At 34.6% G+C, this 16,603-nt stretch carries 12 protein-coding genes; 2 read left to right on the top strand and 10 right to left on the bottom strand.

The window, feature by feature from the left end; all coding sequences use genetic code 11:
• Positions 1-6: 6 nt before the first annotated feature.
• A complete protein-coding gene (locus ABS764_RS00515; RefSeq protein ID WP_408078867.1) occupies positions 7-1,392 on the top strand; it encodes a sugar MFS transporter in 1,386 nt (461 codons plus the stop codon).
• Between the two features lie 41 nt (positions 1,393-1,433).
• Positions 1,434-3,359, top strand: a complete 1,926-nt coding sequence (gene nagB, locus ABS764_RS00510; RefSeq protein WP_408078865.1) for a glucosamine-6-phosphate deaminase — start codon at positions 1,434-1,436, stop codon at positions 3,357-3,359.
• Positions 3,360-3,947: 588 nt separating this feature from the next.
• Here nagB and ABS764_RS00505 read toward each other — a convergent pair.
• The 10 genes from ABS764_RS00505 to ABS764_RS00460 all read right to left on the bottom strand — a co-directional run bounded on the left by ABS764_RS00505 (position 3,948) and on the right by ABS764_RS00460 (position 16,474).
• The gene (locus ABS764_RS00505) at positions 3,948-4,130 is read right to left on the bottom strand and encodes a helix-turn-helix domain-containing protein (RefSeq protein ID WP_408079740.1); all 183 of its coding nucleotides are present in this window, start codon (positions 4,128-4,130) and stop codon (positions 3,948-3,950) included.
• 242 nt (positions 4,131-4,372) lie between these two features.
• Positions 4,373-4,810 (bottom strand): PaaI family thioesterase, encoded by a 438-nt coding sequence (locus ABS764_RS00500; protein ID WP_408078863.1) that lies wholly within the window; start codon positions 4,808-4,810, stop codon positions 4,373-4,375.
• A 1-nt stretch (position 4,811) separates the two neighbouring features.
• Entirely contained in the window at positions 4,812-5,615 is an 804-nt protein-coding gene (locus ABS764_RS00495) for an SDR family NAD(P)-dependent oxidoreductase (RefSeq protein ID WP_055092979.1), read from the bottom strand.
• Positions 5,616-5,650: 35 nt separating this feature from the next.
• Positions 5,651-8,704, bottom strand: a complete 3,054-nt coding sequence (locus ABS764_RS00490; RefSeq protein ID WP_408078861.1) for an efflux RND transporter permease subunit — start codon at positions 8,702-8,704, stop codon at positions 5,651-5,653.
• Positions 8,705-8,711: 7 nt separating this feature from the next.
• Positions 8,712-9,755, bottom strand: a complete 1,044-nt coding sequence (locus ABS764_RS00485; protein WP_408078859.1) for an efflux RND transporter periplasmic adaptor subunit — start codon at positions 9,753-9,755, stop codon at positions 8,712-8,714.
• Between the two features lie 11 nt (positions 9,756-9,766).
• Positions 9,767-11,101, bottom strand: a complete 1,335-nt coding sequence (locus ABS764_RS00480; RefSeq protein ID WP_408078857.1) for a TolC family protein — start codon at positions 11,099-11,101, stop codon at positions 9,767-9,769.
• A gap of 55 nt (positions 11,102-11,156) precedes the next feature.
• Positions 11,157-11,795, bottom strand: a complete 639-nt coding sequence (locus tag ABS764_RS00475; RefSeq protein WP_408078855.1) for a TetR/AcrR family transcriptional regulator — start codon at positions 11,793-11,795, stop codon at positions 11,157-11,159.
• A 73-nt stretch (positions 11,796-11,868) separates the two neighbouring features.
• On the bottom strand, positions 11,869-13,536 hold the full coding sequence (locus ABS764_RS00470) for a glycoside hydrolase family 28 protein (protein WP_408078853.1): 1,668 nt from the start codon (positions 13,534-13,536) through the stop codon (positions 11,869-11,871).
• A gap of 7 nt (positions 13,537-13,543) precedes the next feature.
• Positions 13,544-14,773 carry a glycoside hydrolase family 88/105 protein gene (locus ABS764_RS00465; RefSeq protein ID WP_408078851.1) on the bottom strand — a complete coding sequence of 410 codons (1,230 nt, stop codon included), beginning with the start codon at positions 14,771-14,773 and terminating at the stop codon, positions 13,544-13,546.
• 15 nt (positions 14,774-14,788) lie between these two features.
• Positions 14,789-16,474, bottom strand: a complete 1,686-nt coding sequence (locus ABS764_RS00460) for a glycoside hydrolase family 43 protein (protein ID WP_408078849.1) — start codon at positions 16,472-16,474, stop codon at positions 14,789-14,791.
• Positions 16,475-16,603 lie beyond the last annotated feature (129 nt).

Here is a 16,603-nt window from a genome sequence, read left to right as displayed (position 1 = left end):
AAAACTATGTCAACAATTGAATGTACAATAAATCAAAATCAACGAAGCAGTGCATTAATCCCAATGCTTATTTTAACCAGTTTGTTTTTTATTCTGGGATTTGTAACCTGGTTGAACGGACCGCTAATTCCTTTCTTCGAATTGGCTTGCGAATTATCATCTTCACAAGCTTATTTTGTGACATTTGCCTTTTATATTGCTTATTTTGTAATGGCTATTCCATCCTCTAAGGTGATTGAGAATATCGGCTATAAAAACGGAATTTCATTTGGTTTAATTACTATAGCTGTGGGGGCATTTCTATTTTACCCAGCCGCAGAAACAAGAACTTTTGGTTTGTTTTTATTAGCATTATTTATCATGGGAACAGGTCTGGCTATTTTACAAACAGCTGCAAACCCTTATGTGGTTGTTATTGGTCCTCGAGAAAGTGCTGCTGCCAGAATCAGCGTACTAGGAATTGCAAATAAATTAGCCGGCTTTATAGCTCCTTTAGTATTAACGGCTTTAGTATTGTCAAACATGCAGGATTACACTGCCGATAAGATTACAGCTCTTGACAGCGTGGCTAAGTCGGCAGCCTTAGATACACTCGCACTGCAATTACAAACTCCTTATACTTATATGGGAGCTATAATTCTTGTTTTAGCCTTATTAGTAAAATTTTCTCCACTACCGGAAATCGATTTGGACAAAGATGGAAATGTAGCCCACATGAGTATTTTTAAGCAAATTCAAAATGCTTTCCAATTTCCCCAACTCGTTTTAGGAGTAATTACCTTGATGCTCTATCTTTCTGCCGAGGTTTTAGCAGGAGATTCTATTGGCGGTTTCGGTAAACAACTAGGTGTTTACGGTGAAGATGGTAATTTTTATTTGAAACTAACTTCCTTTACTATGACCGCAATGGTAGTAGGATACATTCTGGGAATTACGCTTATTCCAAAATACGTTTCTCAGGTTCAGGCACTAAAAGCTTCCGGTATTTTAGGTTTAATTTTAGTACTACTGATTGTTACCATTTCTCCCACTATAATTGTTCAATTACCTGGAATTCCTGCCTTGCCACTAGTTATTATTTTAGTAGCACTTATGGGACTTTCTAATGCACTTTGCTGGCCTGCCATTTGGCCAATGGCTCTACAGGATTTGGGTGGATATACTAAAATAGGAAGTGCAATATTGATTATGGGAATCATTGGGGGAGCGATTTTTCCTCTAATTTATGGTTCCATAGTAGAAACTATTAATACAGCTAACGTTGCAAATGGCGTAGCTACAACAGCCAAAAGTGGGAATCAAATAGCTTATTTAATATTAGTACCCACCTACTTAATGATCATTTTTTATGCCTTTAAAGGACATAAATACAGAAGCTGGTCAAGAAAATAATACCTATTAAAATCAAGATTATAAAAATAAATCAATAAACGATGAAAAGTACAATAGACAAAGCGACAGGGTTTGAAAAACGATTCGAAAATATTAACACTATAGTTTTCGAAAATTCAACTGAAGCTTCTAAAGCTGTGGCTCAGGAAATCGCAGCACTTATCAAATCAAAACAGGAAAATAACGAATCTTGTGTCTTAGGACTTGCTACAGGTTCTTCTCCTAAAGGATTGTATGCTGAATTAGTTCGTCTTCACAAAGAAGAAGGATTGAGTTTTAAAAATGTAATTACATTCAATTTGGACGAATATTATCCAATGCAACCTGATTCTATAAACAGCTATGTGCGCTTTATGAAAGAATTACTACTGGATCAGGTAGACATATTACCCGAAAATTATCATATTCCTGACGGAACTTTATCAAAAGAGGAAATTGCAGAATATTGTGCTGATTATGAAGTCAAAATCGAAGCTTTAGGAGGCATTGATTTGCAAATACTTGGAATTGGAGGAAACGGTCACATCGGATTTAACGAATCGGGTTCTTTGCAAAATTCAAAAACAAGATTAGTTGCCTTAGATCACATTACCAGAGTGGCCGCAAGTGGCGATTTCTCTGGATTGAGCAATACACCAAGAACGGCTATTACCTTAGGAGTAAAAAAAATAATGGAAGCCAAACAAGTAATCTTAATGGCTTGGGGTGAAGGAAAATCAAAAATTATTCAGAAATCGGTTGAAGGTGAAGTAACCCATCAAATTCCTGCTTCTTTTTTGCAAGAGCATAACAATGCAGTATTTGTATTAGATAAAGAAGCTTCTTCAAAACTAACCCGAATCAACAAACCTTGGTTAGTAGAAAAAATTGTGTGGACTGATAAATTAATCCGAAAAGCAGTTTTAGGATTAGCATTGGACTTGAAAAAGCCAATTTTAATGCTTACCGATGCTGATTATATTGAAAACGGAATGAGCGATTTATTAGCCGATTCAGGCCCTGCTTACGACATCAATATCGCCATTTTTAATAAACTGCAAAATACCATTACAGGTTGGCCAGGTGGAAAACCAAATGCAGATGATACTAATCGTCCGGAAAGAGCAGAACCAGCAAGAAAAAGAGTATTACTTTTTAGCCCACATCCGGATGATGACATCATCAGTATGGGAGGCACTTTTATGCGTTTGCAAGAGCAAGGTCATGAAGTCCATGTGGCTTATCAAACTTCAGGAAATATCGCCGTTGCTGATGATGAAGCCTTACGTTTTGCCAGCTTTGTAGTGGATTACAATGAGAAATTTGGAATCAAAAATAGTGAAGCCGAAGACATTTATAAAAAAGCAACTGCCTTTTTAAAGAATAAAAAAGCCAGCGAGATTGATATTCCTGAAGTTCGTTACATCAAAGGATTGATTCGAAAAGGAGAAGCGCGTGCTACAAGTCATTTTGTGGGATTACCTGATGCCCAGATTCATTTTATGGAACTTCCGTTTTATGAAACAGGAACTATTGAGAAGAAACCTATCGGTGCAGCCGATATTCAAATTACGATGGATTTGATCGAAAAGATAAAACCACACCAAATATATGCTGCTGGAGATTTAGCCGATCCACACGGAACACACAAAGTATGTCTGGACGCTATTTTTGAAGCGGTAAAACAATTAAAACCGAAAGATTTTATGAAAGACTGTTGGGTTTGGTTGTACCGAGGGGCTTGGCAAGAATGGGGAATTGATGAAATTGAAATGGCTGTACCCATGAGCCCGGATCAGGTTTTAACTAAAAGACACGGAATTTTCAAACATCAGTCTCAAAAAGACGGTGTGGTATTTCAGGGAACTGATTCTAGGGAATTCTGGCAAAGAGCCGAAGACAGAAATAGTGAAACTGCTCAATTATACAACCAGCTTGGATTAGCGCATTATGCGGCTATGGAAGCTTTTGTACGATGGGAATTTTAGATTTTTTTAATTTGTTGTAGTAGAAAATGAGGCTTTAGGCCTCATTTTTTTATTTAGAAAAAGGTAAACGAAGAAGTATTTATATAAACTTTAAGTCTATGAAAATAATAAATCAGTATATTATTTCTTGATAATATATTTTATTACTAATCCAAAATAACAACCAAAAAAGTGTTCGATCGACGAACAATTTAAGCTACTATTAAAGTTATATCCTCCATTTTTAAATGACTCTTTTTTGTAAAAATTCTAAAAAAAGCAAACTGATTATTAATATTGAAAAACAATTTAAAAATTAAATCATTCGCGGTAACCCCAATAAAGCAAAGGGATTACACACTATTTACCGAGGTTATCAATGAACATTAATATAGTTATAAGGTGTTCGACTGTAATCCCATCGACTCCACTTAACGGGATAATTTTTCAATTATCCCGTTTTATTATCATAAACAAGAAAGCTTACATCCTTCATTTTCAAAATATTAAAAAAATATGAGATTGCTCTGTTTATTTTTTTCTTTAAAGCAAAATAGACAGTATGATTCTATATATTTATTTGAAATCGAAAGATATTACTTAAACAATTCAGGATGATCTCACTAAGTTATTTGGTGATATACCAAATTCTTTCTTAGATACAAAAGAAAAGTGCGAAAGGTCTTCAAAACCTACATTTAGATATACTTCACTTGGTTTTTGTCCGTTCTCACTAATCTGAAAATAAGCCTCTTCCAATCTTTTCTTCTTCAGCCACTCGTCCAGAGTGATAATTATTTTCTCAAATTCATTATTATACTTATATTTTGTATTATGATGGTAATACTTTTAACCTGGTTAATTTCCTTGCTGTGATGGAATTTTATCTGCTGTCCAATTTTTTTGTTGCCATTTTTTAAATCACTAATTATAAAGCAAAGGCCTGAAACCTTGAAATTATCAGAATAGTCAATTCCCTGAGCGATGTATCCAAATCGAGGCTTTTAAGATTTAATTCCTGATACAAAATCTATCTACATGTTTATCCTCATTTCACTTATAACAAGATTTGATGTTGCTGAAGCTATAATTCTTTCTGAATTAAACATATCTGCTTTTATATTGATTACAGATTTTCCTCTTTTTATAAGCTTTGTTTTTACTGTTACAATATATCCTTCTTTTACCGCACTAAAAAATTCCACATTTAGATTAATCGTTGGAAAGAAATTTTCTGTGCCTAAAATCATAAAGTTTATGCCAATACAATCATCAAACATTCCACAAATAACACCACCGTGAAGCGTTCCGGCAGGATTGGTCATCTCTTTTCGTACCTCAAATTGAAATTCGACCGAATTTTCATCAACAGAAATTACTGTTCCATTCAGCCACCTGGCAAATGGTGACGGACTTCCTGAAAATGGTTTTCCAATGAAACGCTGAAGTAACTGAAGTCTTTTGTTTTCCATCTTATTTTGATTTGTTTATTCCCTTTAAAACAACACTTTCAAAAACATTATAGGCAAATCGTTGCAAAGTAAGAATCATTGAAGTTCCTTTTCCAACAGGATAACTGAATTTCGGATTGTTGGAATCAATGCTTTTTATGATGGTATCCACAACGGCTGTTGGTTCAGGAGCTTTATTAAATTCCTCGTTATAATAAGATTGCACTTTTTGTCTAAACCTATCATAATCTTTAATAGTTCCGTGAGTCGAAATGGAATTGTTAATCAAATTCGTTTTATGAAACATCGGCTCCACCATACTAATTTTGATATTAAACTGATTTAATTCAAATCTTAAAGATTTAAAATAGCCTTCCAAAGCATGCTTGGATGCGGAATAGTAACTTAAGTTTGGATGTCCTATTAAACCTAAAAATGAACTGACATTAATGATCTTTCCTTGTCTTTGATTTCTCATTTTTGGCAATATTGCATTCGTAAGTTTTACGGTACCCCAGAAGTTGGTTTCAAATTGTTTTAACCCAACATGAATTGGAGTTTCTTCTGCAAGTCCTGTTATGAAATAACCCGCATTATTTACTAAAATATCTAACTTTTCTATTTGCGAAAAAAGTTCTTTTGTAAAAGAAGTAATAGAATCATCATTACTGATATCTAGTGGTAATAGCTTAAAAGGAACTGTGCTTTGTAGTTTTTCCGGATTACGACCAGTACCAATTACATTGTAGCCTTGTTCGTGTAATTTGTTTGCTAATTTCAAGCCAAAGCCTGATGTTGCACCTGTTATTAAAATTGTTTTTTTCATTTTGATATTTTTTAATACATACATTTTAAAATTTCTTAATCTATTTCCTCAAGTTTAGGAGGCATCAGTTTATACATTACGGGTGTTACAATCCTTGCAAGAATGGTAGAGCTTATCAACCCACCAATCAATACAATCGCCAATGGAGATATTTGAGGATTGGGGTTTACAGCCAGCGGAATCAAACCACAAATTGCAGTAACGGATGTTAGAACTACCGGAAGAAAACGGGTTTCACCGGCGATAGCAATCGCTTCATCAATGGATTTTCCTTCCTGTCTTAATTGGTTTGTAAAATCAACTAAGAGCAGAGAGTTTTTTACCTGAATTCCAGACAATCCAATGAAACCTATGATAGCAACCAACGACATTGGGTTTCCTGAAGCTATTAAGAACAGTACACCTCCTAAAACACCCAATGGAATGATAGACATGACGATGATGATACCTTTAAACGTTTTAAATTGCAGCAACAAAACGGCTATAAATAAAAAGGTGCTCAATATAATCACCGACAGAAAATTACCTCCTAACGCATCCCCTTCTGATTCTTTTTCTCCGGATAGTTTATAATAGTAGCCTTTTGGCATTTTAAGTTTATCCAATTGTGGTATAATATCCACTAGCAGGTCATTGGCTAAATAACCTTCTTTTGTCATGGCACTAACTTTTGAAAAAGGCGATTTGTTAAAATGGTTAATTGCCGTAGGTGCTGTTTCAAAAGATACTGTTGCAATTTGATTGAGTGCAATTGGTGTTCCCTGAACATTATTTACATATAAATTTTTCAGTGCATCAAGATTGGAAAATTTATCTCTTGGCAAAGTGATAGTCACATTTCTGGTATCACCTCGATTATCTATATAATCTCCAACGGTTAAACCGGCAACGGCAAGACGAATGACTTTATCGACCTCACTTGTTAGTACGCCCAAAGTTCTTGCCTTTTCTTTATTAATTTTTATTTTGACATCTGTTTTATAGGTATTCAACTCGTTGTTGATATAAACCGTTCCTTCCTGATTTCGTAAAATAGTTTCTACCTGAGCAGATAGCTTGCGTAAAACTTCCTGGTCTTCGCCAAATAAACGCACCACAATATTGGCTTCCAATGGTGTTCCTTGCTCAAAATCTTTTACCTCCACTTTAGCATAAGGCATTGTTTTGAATTTTTCACGCAATTCTTCAATCAGAATGGTTTTGTCTGAAGGTTTTGCTTCCTCTTCCAATTGAACGAAAATTTGAGCAAAATCAGATTTTCTGTCCTGTGGATGCACGTTGTAGTAAATTTGCGGATTTCCGTGTCCAACATTTGAAGTAAAATATACAATTTCCTTATGTTTTTTTAATTCGGATTCTACGATTTTTGTTACCCTGTCGCTTTCTGAAATATTGGCTTGAAGCGGCATTTTTATATTGATTAGAAACATCGGCTTTTCAGAATTAGGAAATAATTTAAATCCGGCTACAGAAAACAATCCAAAAGCAATAACACTTAAAAATATAGAAATGGTAATCGTAGTTTTTGGAAACTTCAATGCTTTAGGCATAATGTTTTTATATGTATTTGTAAGGAATTTTTGTAAATACTGAAGAAATATATTTCCTCCTTCATGGTCGTGTGTTTTTAAGAAACGACTTCCTAAAAATGGAACCAAGGTCAAAGCCACAATCATGGAAGCTAATACACTTGTGATTACCGCCATAGGTAAACTTCTGATGAATTCACCAGCCATATCAGGAAGAAAAGCCAATGGAATAAAAGCTATAACCAAAGTTGCCGTAGTACCTACAACTGCAATACCTATTTGCTTTGTACCCTTTAAAACAGCATCCATTTTTGAATGCCCTTCTCGAAGCCAACGCTCAATATTTTCAACAACAACAATACTATCATCAACCAGTAATCCTAAAGCAACAACCAACCCTACAATACTTAATTGATTTAATGAATATCCTAAAGCATTCATCGCGATTAATCCTAAACCTAAAGATAAAGGAATGGAAATCATAACTATACCAGATGCTCTTAATCCTAACGGTAATAATGTAACAATAACCAAAATAATAGCTAATCCAAAATCAAAACCTAAATGCCCCAAACGCTTTGATACCATATCGGCTTGGTCAAAGTTTTTTATTAGTTTAATGTTTGCTGGCAACTCTTTAGCGAATGCATCAACAATTGGTAAATATTCTTTTTGAACATCACTAATATTTACATTGTCTTTCATTCCGGCAGTTACTAAAACGCATCGGTGTCCATTAATTCTTGTAATGTGATAGGGCACTTCAGATTTGTAATTCACATCAGCTATATCTTTCATATAGATGATTTTTCCATTGGCATTGTAAATAACCGTATTAGCAACATCTTCCGCATTTTTGAATTTACCGCTCGTTTTTACGTTGAAAACTTTGCTCCCCAGATTGATGCTTCCACCGGGAATGTCGGCAGCTTCACTTTGTAAACTTCCCATCACTATATTTAATGGAATTTTTAATTGTGCCAATTTTTCTAAATTCAAATCCACACGGATTTCCTGTTCCGGAATACCACTGTATTTTACATCTTTAAGATTGGTTATCTTTTCAATTTTTGCTTTTAGTTTATCAGCTTCATCTCGTAGTTTTTTGTCAGATGCATTTTCAGAAACCAAAGCTACCTGCAGAACTTTTACATCTGAAGACGAAATTTTTTCCGTTTTGATTTGATAAATATCTTTTGGCAGTTCACTACTTTTAAGAGCATTCATTTCAGTAGAGATTTCCTGATATTTGTTATCAACATCAACTCCATATTTGAATTTTACCTGAAAAGCAGCCACACCGTCTTCTACAGTCGTTAATATTTTTTCGATATTTTCTAAGCCATAAATCTTATTTTCAATAGGTTTTACAACCTGTTCTTCCATATCTTTTGGACTTGTTCCTGGATAAATAACTGTAATTAAATATTGTGGAGGATGCGTACTAGGGTCTTCAGCTCTTGGCATCGTGAATAAAGTAAGAACTCCTACCACAGCGACTAAAAGAGCGAGAATCAGTGTAAACTGATAATTCTTAACTGAAAAATTTGTTATTTTCATGATGTTGTTATTTAATTATTTTGATAGTCGATTGTTCGTTTAGATAGGCACTATTAGAAATTACTACCTGGTCTGTTTTTTGAAGACCATCTTTTATAAAAACCTGATTATTGTCAAATTTGAAAATCGTAATGGGTTGACGTTTCACTTTGTTGTTTTCCACTACAAAAACAAAGGCTTTGTTACCATCAGCTTCAATAAGTGAATTATAAGGGATAGCCATAAAATCATCAGCTTTATCGGTTTGTATTTCTGCTTTTCCAAACATTCCTACAGCTGGTTTTCGATTTTTCATATTCAGTTTTAGTTCAACTTGAAATGACCCGAGCGCAGCATCAGCCGCTTGCGATTTTCTAAAAATACTAGCTTCAAATTCTTCATCAGGAAATCCATCAAGTGTTACTTTTGCTTTTTGTCCTATTTTTACTGAAGCCCATTCTTTATCAGTCAAGCCTACTTTCAACAAATAATTGTTGTTTTGTTTGGTTTCATTGATTGCCAATATTGGGGATCCAGGACCAACTACTTCACCTTCATTTGCTATTTTATGGGCTACAAATCCATCGGTAGTAGCATATATTTTGGAGTAACGGGAATTAAATGCTACTGCTTCTTTTTGCTTTTTAGCAATGTCTAAACCTGTCTTTGTGTTTTGAAGTTGTTCCAAAGTATAAACACTGTCTTTATACAAATTAACAGCACGTGTATAGTCACGTTCGTATTTTTTGACATTCAAATCTGCTTGATTTAAGCCTGCACTTATCTCAGTGTTATTTAAGCTCGCTAAAAGTTGTCCTTTTTTGAAAAACTGACCTTCTTCTACATAAATACGACTCACCACACCACCGATTTTAAAACCGTAATTAGCTTGGTTTTCTGTGGTTACTAATCCCGAAGCACTTATATTGTTGGCAAATGCTAATGATTCAACTGTTGCTGTTTTTACTGAAATAATATCAGTTGATTCAAATGGATTGTTTTCTTTTTTTTCTTCTTTGCAAGCGAAGAAGAGAGGTAATACGAATAGGGAAATGATTATTGATTTGTTCATGATCTTAATTTTTATTGGTTTAAGGTAAAAGTGGCATTGGCTCTTTCTAATTCAGCATAAGCAATCCAGGAATTATAAAGTGCTATATTGGTACTCAACTGAGTATTAACCCATTGATTTTGAGAATCGAGCAATTCTATATAAATGGCCTGACCTTCCTTATACAACTTAGTTATATCTTCATTGTATTTTTTTGCAGCTACTTTTTGATTTTTATTGGCATTGAATTGTTCCAAAGCGGATTTCAAATTATTTTGTGAAATCTGATACTGAAGTAATAATTGCTGTTTCACATTGTCAATTTGTGAACTGATTTTTTGGGTATCCTGTTCTACTTGTTTCAGTTTGAATTTATTTTTATTACCTGAAAAAATATTCCACTGTAAACCTAAACCGGCAAAATAATATCGGGAATCTTTATTTACTTCAAAATCAAAATCCTGAAAACCAAAATCGGCAAATCCGCTTAAAGTGGGGAACCAATATGACTTGGTAAGTTTGCCAACAGTTTCATTTAATTCTTTTACCTGATTGAGTTTTTTAATTTCTTCTCTATTTTGAGTATTGTCTGCAAGCCAATCTTCTGGTAATGTTTCAATTTGGTCTGTTTCAATTGTAGCATCTAATTTTTGATTAATTAAAAAATTGAAATAGGCTTGTGCATTTTTACTGGTTTGTTTGGCCGTTTCTAAATTAGCCTGAATTCGAATTACTTCATTATCGCTTCTTAAAACTGCTGTTCGGTTTATTTTATCATTTTTAAATAACGATTGATTCACTCTTTGATTTTCTTTAACCAATTTTAAAGCCTCTTCGTAAATTTTAACACCTTCAACAGATTGTAAGTATTTGTAGTAGGCAATTTTAATTTCCTTAACCAGTTCCCTTTTGTAGATTTCCAATTCGATTTTTTGCAAAGAATTTTGTTGACTTTTAATTCTCTTGTTATAGATAATTTCAAAATTCAACAATGGCATCGTGGTATGAATTTTAGCATCATAAAAATTATCCGGATTAATTAAAACGGATTGATTTTGCAGACTAGGAAAAGCATTGGAATTTGTAATTTGATTTAAACTGCTATAAACTGGATTTAGCAAATCTCCAATAGGAATATCAATGGTTCTTCCCCCATCTGCAACAGTATAATTTGTATTTAAAGATACAGTCGGATAAAACAACGATTGTGCTTCTTTTAAAGCATACATGCTTTTGTTTATATCAAAATTGTTTTGCTTTATTATCTCATTATTTTTTAGCCCAGCCTCAATATAGCTGTCTAACTTACTCTGTGAATATCCCAGATATCCAAGTAAAATGCTCATTAAAATTACTACTTTTTCCATTTTTAATTACATTGTTTATTAATTGAACAGTGTTCATTTTTGAAATCAAAAAAAACTATAATTTTTCTATAATTTTTAAATATTCATTGTATCCGTCATAAAGAATAGTATCGGGATTAGTAAACTTTACCCCTTTTGTTCTTTGACGAATTTCTAAGCAACACATACCGTGAACCAAACTCCAAATCATAAAAGCCAATGGTTCTAATCTATTGCCTACAAAATGTCCTTTTTCTATACACTGATGAACGGTGGTTTTTAAAGCTCCAAAAGTGTTATCTCCTTCACTCCATACAGAACATTCTGAGTTCTCAATAAATTCCATCGGCGCTTTTACATTAAACATCAGATCATACATTTCCTGATTTTCCAATGCGAATTTGATGTAAACAAATCCCATCTTACGCAAGCGTTCCATTGGATCTTCTATTTTAAATAAATCAGCAAAATGACTACCCAATTCTTGAAAACCTATAGAATGTAAATCATGTAATATGGCATTTTTATCTTTAAAATAAACATATACCGTTCCTACACTATAATCTATTTCGTCAGCAATATTTCGAATAGTGGTTTGTTCTATTCCTTTTTCTAAAAATAGTTTTTTAGCTCCTTTTAAGATAAGTTCTCTTAAAGCTTCTTTTTCTCTTGCTTTTCTATCGGCTACACTCATATCAGATAAATTCTTCTGCAAAGATATGTTTATTTTTTGAACAATGTTCAATTATTTGATAAAATTTAGAAATAGGCAATCCCAATAGACGCTACTATTGGATTATTTTAATCTGATTTTTAATTGCCTCAGAAACTTTAATTTCCTGAAAACCCATCTTTTTGTTCTTGCTGTTTAAGGAAATTGCTTTGGTCGAATTTCCTCCAATTAAGAATAATTGTTTTTGACCTATAGAATTAAAATTTTGAAAACGAACGTTTTGGCTGTTAGCCATTTTAACCGAAAAATCTTGTGTATCAAGGTTTAAATCAACATTGTCAAATTCAATTTGTCTGGCATAATTGATTTGCATTCCCACTTCTGATAGTGCAAATACATTTTTAAATCGGATGTTTTGAACCGGCATTTCAGGGAGTCCCATAATTTTCAATGCCTGTTTAGCGCCATTGATATAGATATTGCTGAAAAACATATTTTTAAATACCGGAGTTTCTTCCGTTACCGGCATATTCTCAACTAATAATTCTCCTGTAATTGGGTCTTCTTTTGCCGATTTTCCGAAATAATATAAATTAAACCTAATGGCTTCTGTAGGGATGTTACTCATTCGGATATCTTCCATCCAAATATTTTCGACTACTCCACCGCGACCACGGGTGGATTTAAATCGCAATCCGCAATCTGTTCCAATAAAGGTGAGGTTCCTGGCTAGAATGTTTCGTACACCTCCAGACATCTCACTACCCACAACAAAACCACCATGAGCATGATAAACTACACAATCCGAAATGACAAATAATTCAGTAGGTTTTCCTCTGTCTCTTCCCTCTTTATCTTTACCTGATTTAATACAAATGGCATCATCGCCTACATCAAAACGACAATTAGTAACCGTCCCAATGCGACAGGATTCTATATCCAGTCCGTCACCGTTTTGTGAATACCAGGGATTACGAATAGTTAAATTAGTAAGAGTCAAATGTTCGCACATCAATGGATTTACATTCCAGGCCGGAGAATTTTGAAAAGTGACTCCATCAAGCAATACTTTTTTGCAATTCACTAAACTTACCATAACCGGACGCAAAGCCTGTTTGTAAGGTTCCATATTTTCAACCGTACGCACTTTAGGTAATTTATCCTGTTCTTCATTTCCTATCAAAGCACCCTCTGAAGGATACCAGGTTTTGCCATTTTTAGCAAGTACACCTCCTGATTTGACCAATTCTTCCCATTGCCCTGAGGTCATTTTACCAATTTTAACCGGACGCCAGGCTGAACCATTTCCGTCAAAAATACCCTGACCGGTAATAGCTATATTTTGTAATTCAGTGCCCATAATTGGAGATTCACATCGTAAGGTTTTATTACCCTCAAAATAGGAATCAATCAATTGGTACTGACTCAAATCACTGGTAAACTGAATAAAAGCACCATTTTGGGTGTGCAAATTCACATTACTTTTCATTTTTATAGGACCTGTAGTCCATAAACCGGCAGGAATTAACACTACTCCTCCTCCTGATTTAGAACAACGGTCAATAGCTTCATTAATCGATTGAGTACAAAGAATATTGGTATTCGGTATGGCACCAAAATCAACAACATTCAAAGTGTCCTTTTCAAAAACGGGAATTTGCACCTGAGGCATATCAAAAGGAAGTTTACTTTGTCCTGCAATTTGCGCTACAGTATTGGTACTATTGCAAAAGAAAGTAAATATTGTTCCTAAAATAAAAGCTACTCTTTTTATCTTTTTCATCGTTACTTTAGTTGTGTTTATCCAAAATCATTTGTAATTCAATACCTGCTAAAATAAATGGACCTACCGCTTTTGCATCATTTTCTCTGATGGGTTCAGAAATATAATATTCGAATGAACCGTCCCGATCCTGAGGATTTTTCCCTCCTAATCCGGAAACGGCGCAGCATTTTGTGATAGAAATTGTTCCGTCAGGATTCTGTTTTATGAACTGTTTTAAAACTCCCTCAAAACCAGTCCTCGCAGCAGTGAGAAATTTGGATTCAACATATCCTTTATTATAAGCTTTAGCAAACGAATAGATAAACATAGTGGAACAGGTTGATTCTAAATAATTACCTTGTCTGCGAGGTTGATCCATTACCTGCCACCAAACCTTAGTTTCTGTATCCTGTGCTTTTAAAACAGCAGAAAAAACTTTTTGAACAATTTTTATCAGCTCTTTACGCTTGGGATGATTTTCAGGCACAAAATCTAAAATATCTACCAAAGCCATACAATACCAGCCCTGAGCACGTCCCCAAATATGCGAAGAAGTTCCTGTTGTTTTATTGGCCCAAAATTGCTGGCGTTTTTCATCATAACCATGAAAATTCAATCCCGTTTTAGGATCAAACGTATGTTTTTGGATTAATTCCACTTGTAAAATGGCATCATCTATGGCTTTATCCAATTTAAATTCAGCACCGTACTGCGCAGCAAACGGATCAGCCATATAAACCCCGTCAAGCCACATTTGCCAGGGATATGATTTTTTATGCCAATAGCCTCCGTCTGTATTTCTGGGATGATGTTCCAACTGCTTATGAAGTGAATCCATTGCTGTTTTATAACGACTATCTCCTGTTTTTTTATAAATATCAAAAAGAATTTTCCCGGAATTAACCAGATCCAGACTGTATCTGTCAACAGCAAACCCGCCCAAAATTTGCCCTTTATCATCAATCAATTGATTTGCATATTCAAAGGCATAATCCCAATACTTTTTATCCTTGGTGTAATCAAATAACTTTTGGTTGGCCAGACATACCAAACCATTGGTATAATTCCATTTTGGATATTTAACCCCGTCCAGAAAAACCGGATTCGGAACCCTTTTTTGATCAGAATCAGCCATTTTTTTAGACCACTCAATTGGCGAAATCCCCTGAAAACCAGCTTTCTGACTTGACTGTCCTGATGAAATCAAATGGAAAAAGAGTACAGAAAACAGGCAATATTTAATTTTATTTCTCATAATTACAAAATGTATTTACTGCTGAAAACTGGATAATGAAGAATTTTTAACATCATTATTACTCACTACTTCAAACCAATCATAATTAGCATAACTACTATCGTTAATTGCTTTAGTTCCGGTAGCAAAAAGACCTATTTTAGCCCCAACCCAGCGTCCGGCTGTTGGCTTAAAAGGTTTTCCAAATGCGGTATATTTCTCTCCGTCTAAACTGTAATAAAAAGTTACTTTAGCATCAAATGGTTCTTTTTGCTGAATCATTTCCACTTTGGTTCTAAAAAAAACTTCTTTCTGTTGAATTGGTAAAGAGGCTAATTCAATTTCAGTGTCTTTAGAAGTACGTGCGTTTTTCATCGAACGTTGTACTACTTTTAGCTTTCCTTCATTATCCTGCTCAATGGCGATATAGCCATAATCTTCTCCAAATATGATAAGTCCGGTACTGCATTTTTTAGCATCCGGATTATTCTCAAAAGTTACTTTGGTTGTAGCCGTAAAATTATCCGACGGAAATTTTTGCAAAAACAGATTAGGCATCATCCACATGGTTTTCATTTCCTCCGGACGTGGAATACAGTTCAGTCTTAAAAAACCTAAATTAGCAGAAGACCATCCCCATTGTTCAGCAGGATTTTGATTTGCCTGCCACTGCCATTGTAAACCATACTGATGCGAATTGAACTGATCTGAAGATTCTAAAGGAGTTACAGGGTATTTACGCCCTACATTAGGTTTTTCCCATCCTTCAACAGGCTCACCTATACCATCATTATTCGTATCCACTCCAATAATTGGCCAGGCATTTTTCCAGATTACCGGTTGCAGATGAACAATTCGCCCGTAAGCCCAACGATCCTGAAAATGGATAAACCAGCCCTCCCCATTTGGTGTTTCAACATAAGCGCCCTGATGTGGTCCGTTTACTGCCGAATTTCCCTGATTCAATACAATTTTTGCTTCATAAGGTCCCCAAATATTTTTAGACCGCATTGCCAATTGCCATCCGGGTTTAACTCCTCCAGCAGGTGACCAAATCCAGTAGTAGCCTTCTTTTTTATAAATTTTAGTTCCTTCTGCAGTTGTATGACCATCATGACCATCAAAAACCATAGCCGGATTTCCAATTAATTTAGTTCCATCTGCTGCCATTTCTGACAACATTAAAACTGTTTTTACATTTGCCCTGCTACCTGCAAATGCATAGGACAGATAAGCTTTTCCATCCTGATCCCAAAACGGACAGGTATCAATAATTCCTTTGGCTTCTTTTACCAAAACAGGTTCTTCCCAGGAACCAGAAGGATTTTTAGTTTTGACCATGTAAATCCCAAAATCAGGATCTCCCCAATAAATAAAATATTCTCCTTTATGATATCGGATAGAAGGTGCCCAAACACCATCTCCATGACGAACGGTTCGATAATGTGCAACGGGAACCTGATCTTGTAAGGCATACCCAATTAATTTCCAATTGACCAAATCCTTTGAATAAAGAATAGGCAGCCCGGGAGAGCTATTAAAACTCGAAGCAGTCATATAATAACCATCATCGCCTGCGCATACATCCGGATCAGAATAATCCACATGGATAATTGGATTTTTATATTTTCCATTGCCTAAATCGGCATTCCATACCTGAGCGTTAGCACTCAAAGTACACATTGTAAAACTAAATAATACTAACAGTTGTCGTAATCTCATAATTAATCTTTTTAATCAAATAGTTCTTAAGAAATATCGATACCAGATATTCCTTTTGGTTGAATGTAAAACTAAAGAAAGTATACCCCAGTCCGGTAGACAAATTGCTTTTCATTACGGGTGGTTTTA

The organism is Flavobacterium plantiphilum, from assembly GCF_046000495.1.
GTDB classification, from domain to species: Bacteria; Bacteroidota; Bacteroidia; order Flavobacteriales; family Flavobacteriaceae; genus Flavobacterium; species Flavobacterium plantiphilum.
Note: the sequence above shows the minus strand (reverse complement) of the source record. Positions and strands in the feature narration are given on the sequence as shown.

Bases quoted from the DNA above. Each gene is read 5' to 3' on its own strand.
- ABS764_RS00480 (WP_408078857.1), bottom strand. From the start codon at position 11,101: ATGGAAAAAGTAGTAATTTTAATGAGCATTTTACTTGGATATCTGGGA.
- ABS764_RS00490 (WP_408078861.1), bottom strand. From the start codon at position 8,704: ATGAAAATAACAAATTTTTCAGTTAAGAATTATCAGTTTACACTGATT.
- ABS764_RS00485 (WP_408078859.1), bottom strand. From the start codon at position 9,755: ATGAACAAATCAATAATCATTTCCCTATTCGTATTACCTCTCTTCTTC.
- ABS764_RS00470 (WP_408078853.1), bottom strand. From the start codon at position 13,536: ATGAAAAAGATAAAAAGAGTAGCTTTTATTTTAGGAACAATATTTACT.
- nagB (WP_408078865.1), top strand. From the start codon at position 1,434: ATGAAAAGTACAATAGACAAAGCGACAGGGTTTGAAAAACGATTCGAA.
- ABS764_RS00515 (WP_408078867.1), top strand. From the start codon at position 7: ATGTCAACAATTGAATGTACAATAAATCAAAATCAACGAAGCAGTGCA.
- ABS764_RS00495 (WP_055092979.1), bottom strand. From the start codon at position 5,615: ATGAAAAAAACAATTTTAATAACAGGTGCAACATCAGGCTTTGGCTTG.
- ABS764_RS00460 (WP_408078849.1), bottom strand. From the start codon at position 16,474: ATGAGATTACGACAACTGTTAGTATTATTTAGTTTTACAATGTGTACT.
- ABS764_RS00465 (WP_408078851.1), bottom strand. From the start codon at position 14,773: ATGAGAAATAAAATTAAATATTGCCTGTTTTCTGTACTCTTTTTCCAT.
- ABS764_RS00500 (WP_408078863.1), bottom strand. From the start codon at position 4,810: ATGGAAAACAAAAGACTTCAGTTACTTCAGCGTTTCATTGGAAAACCA.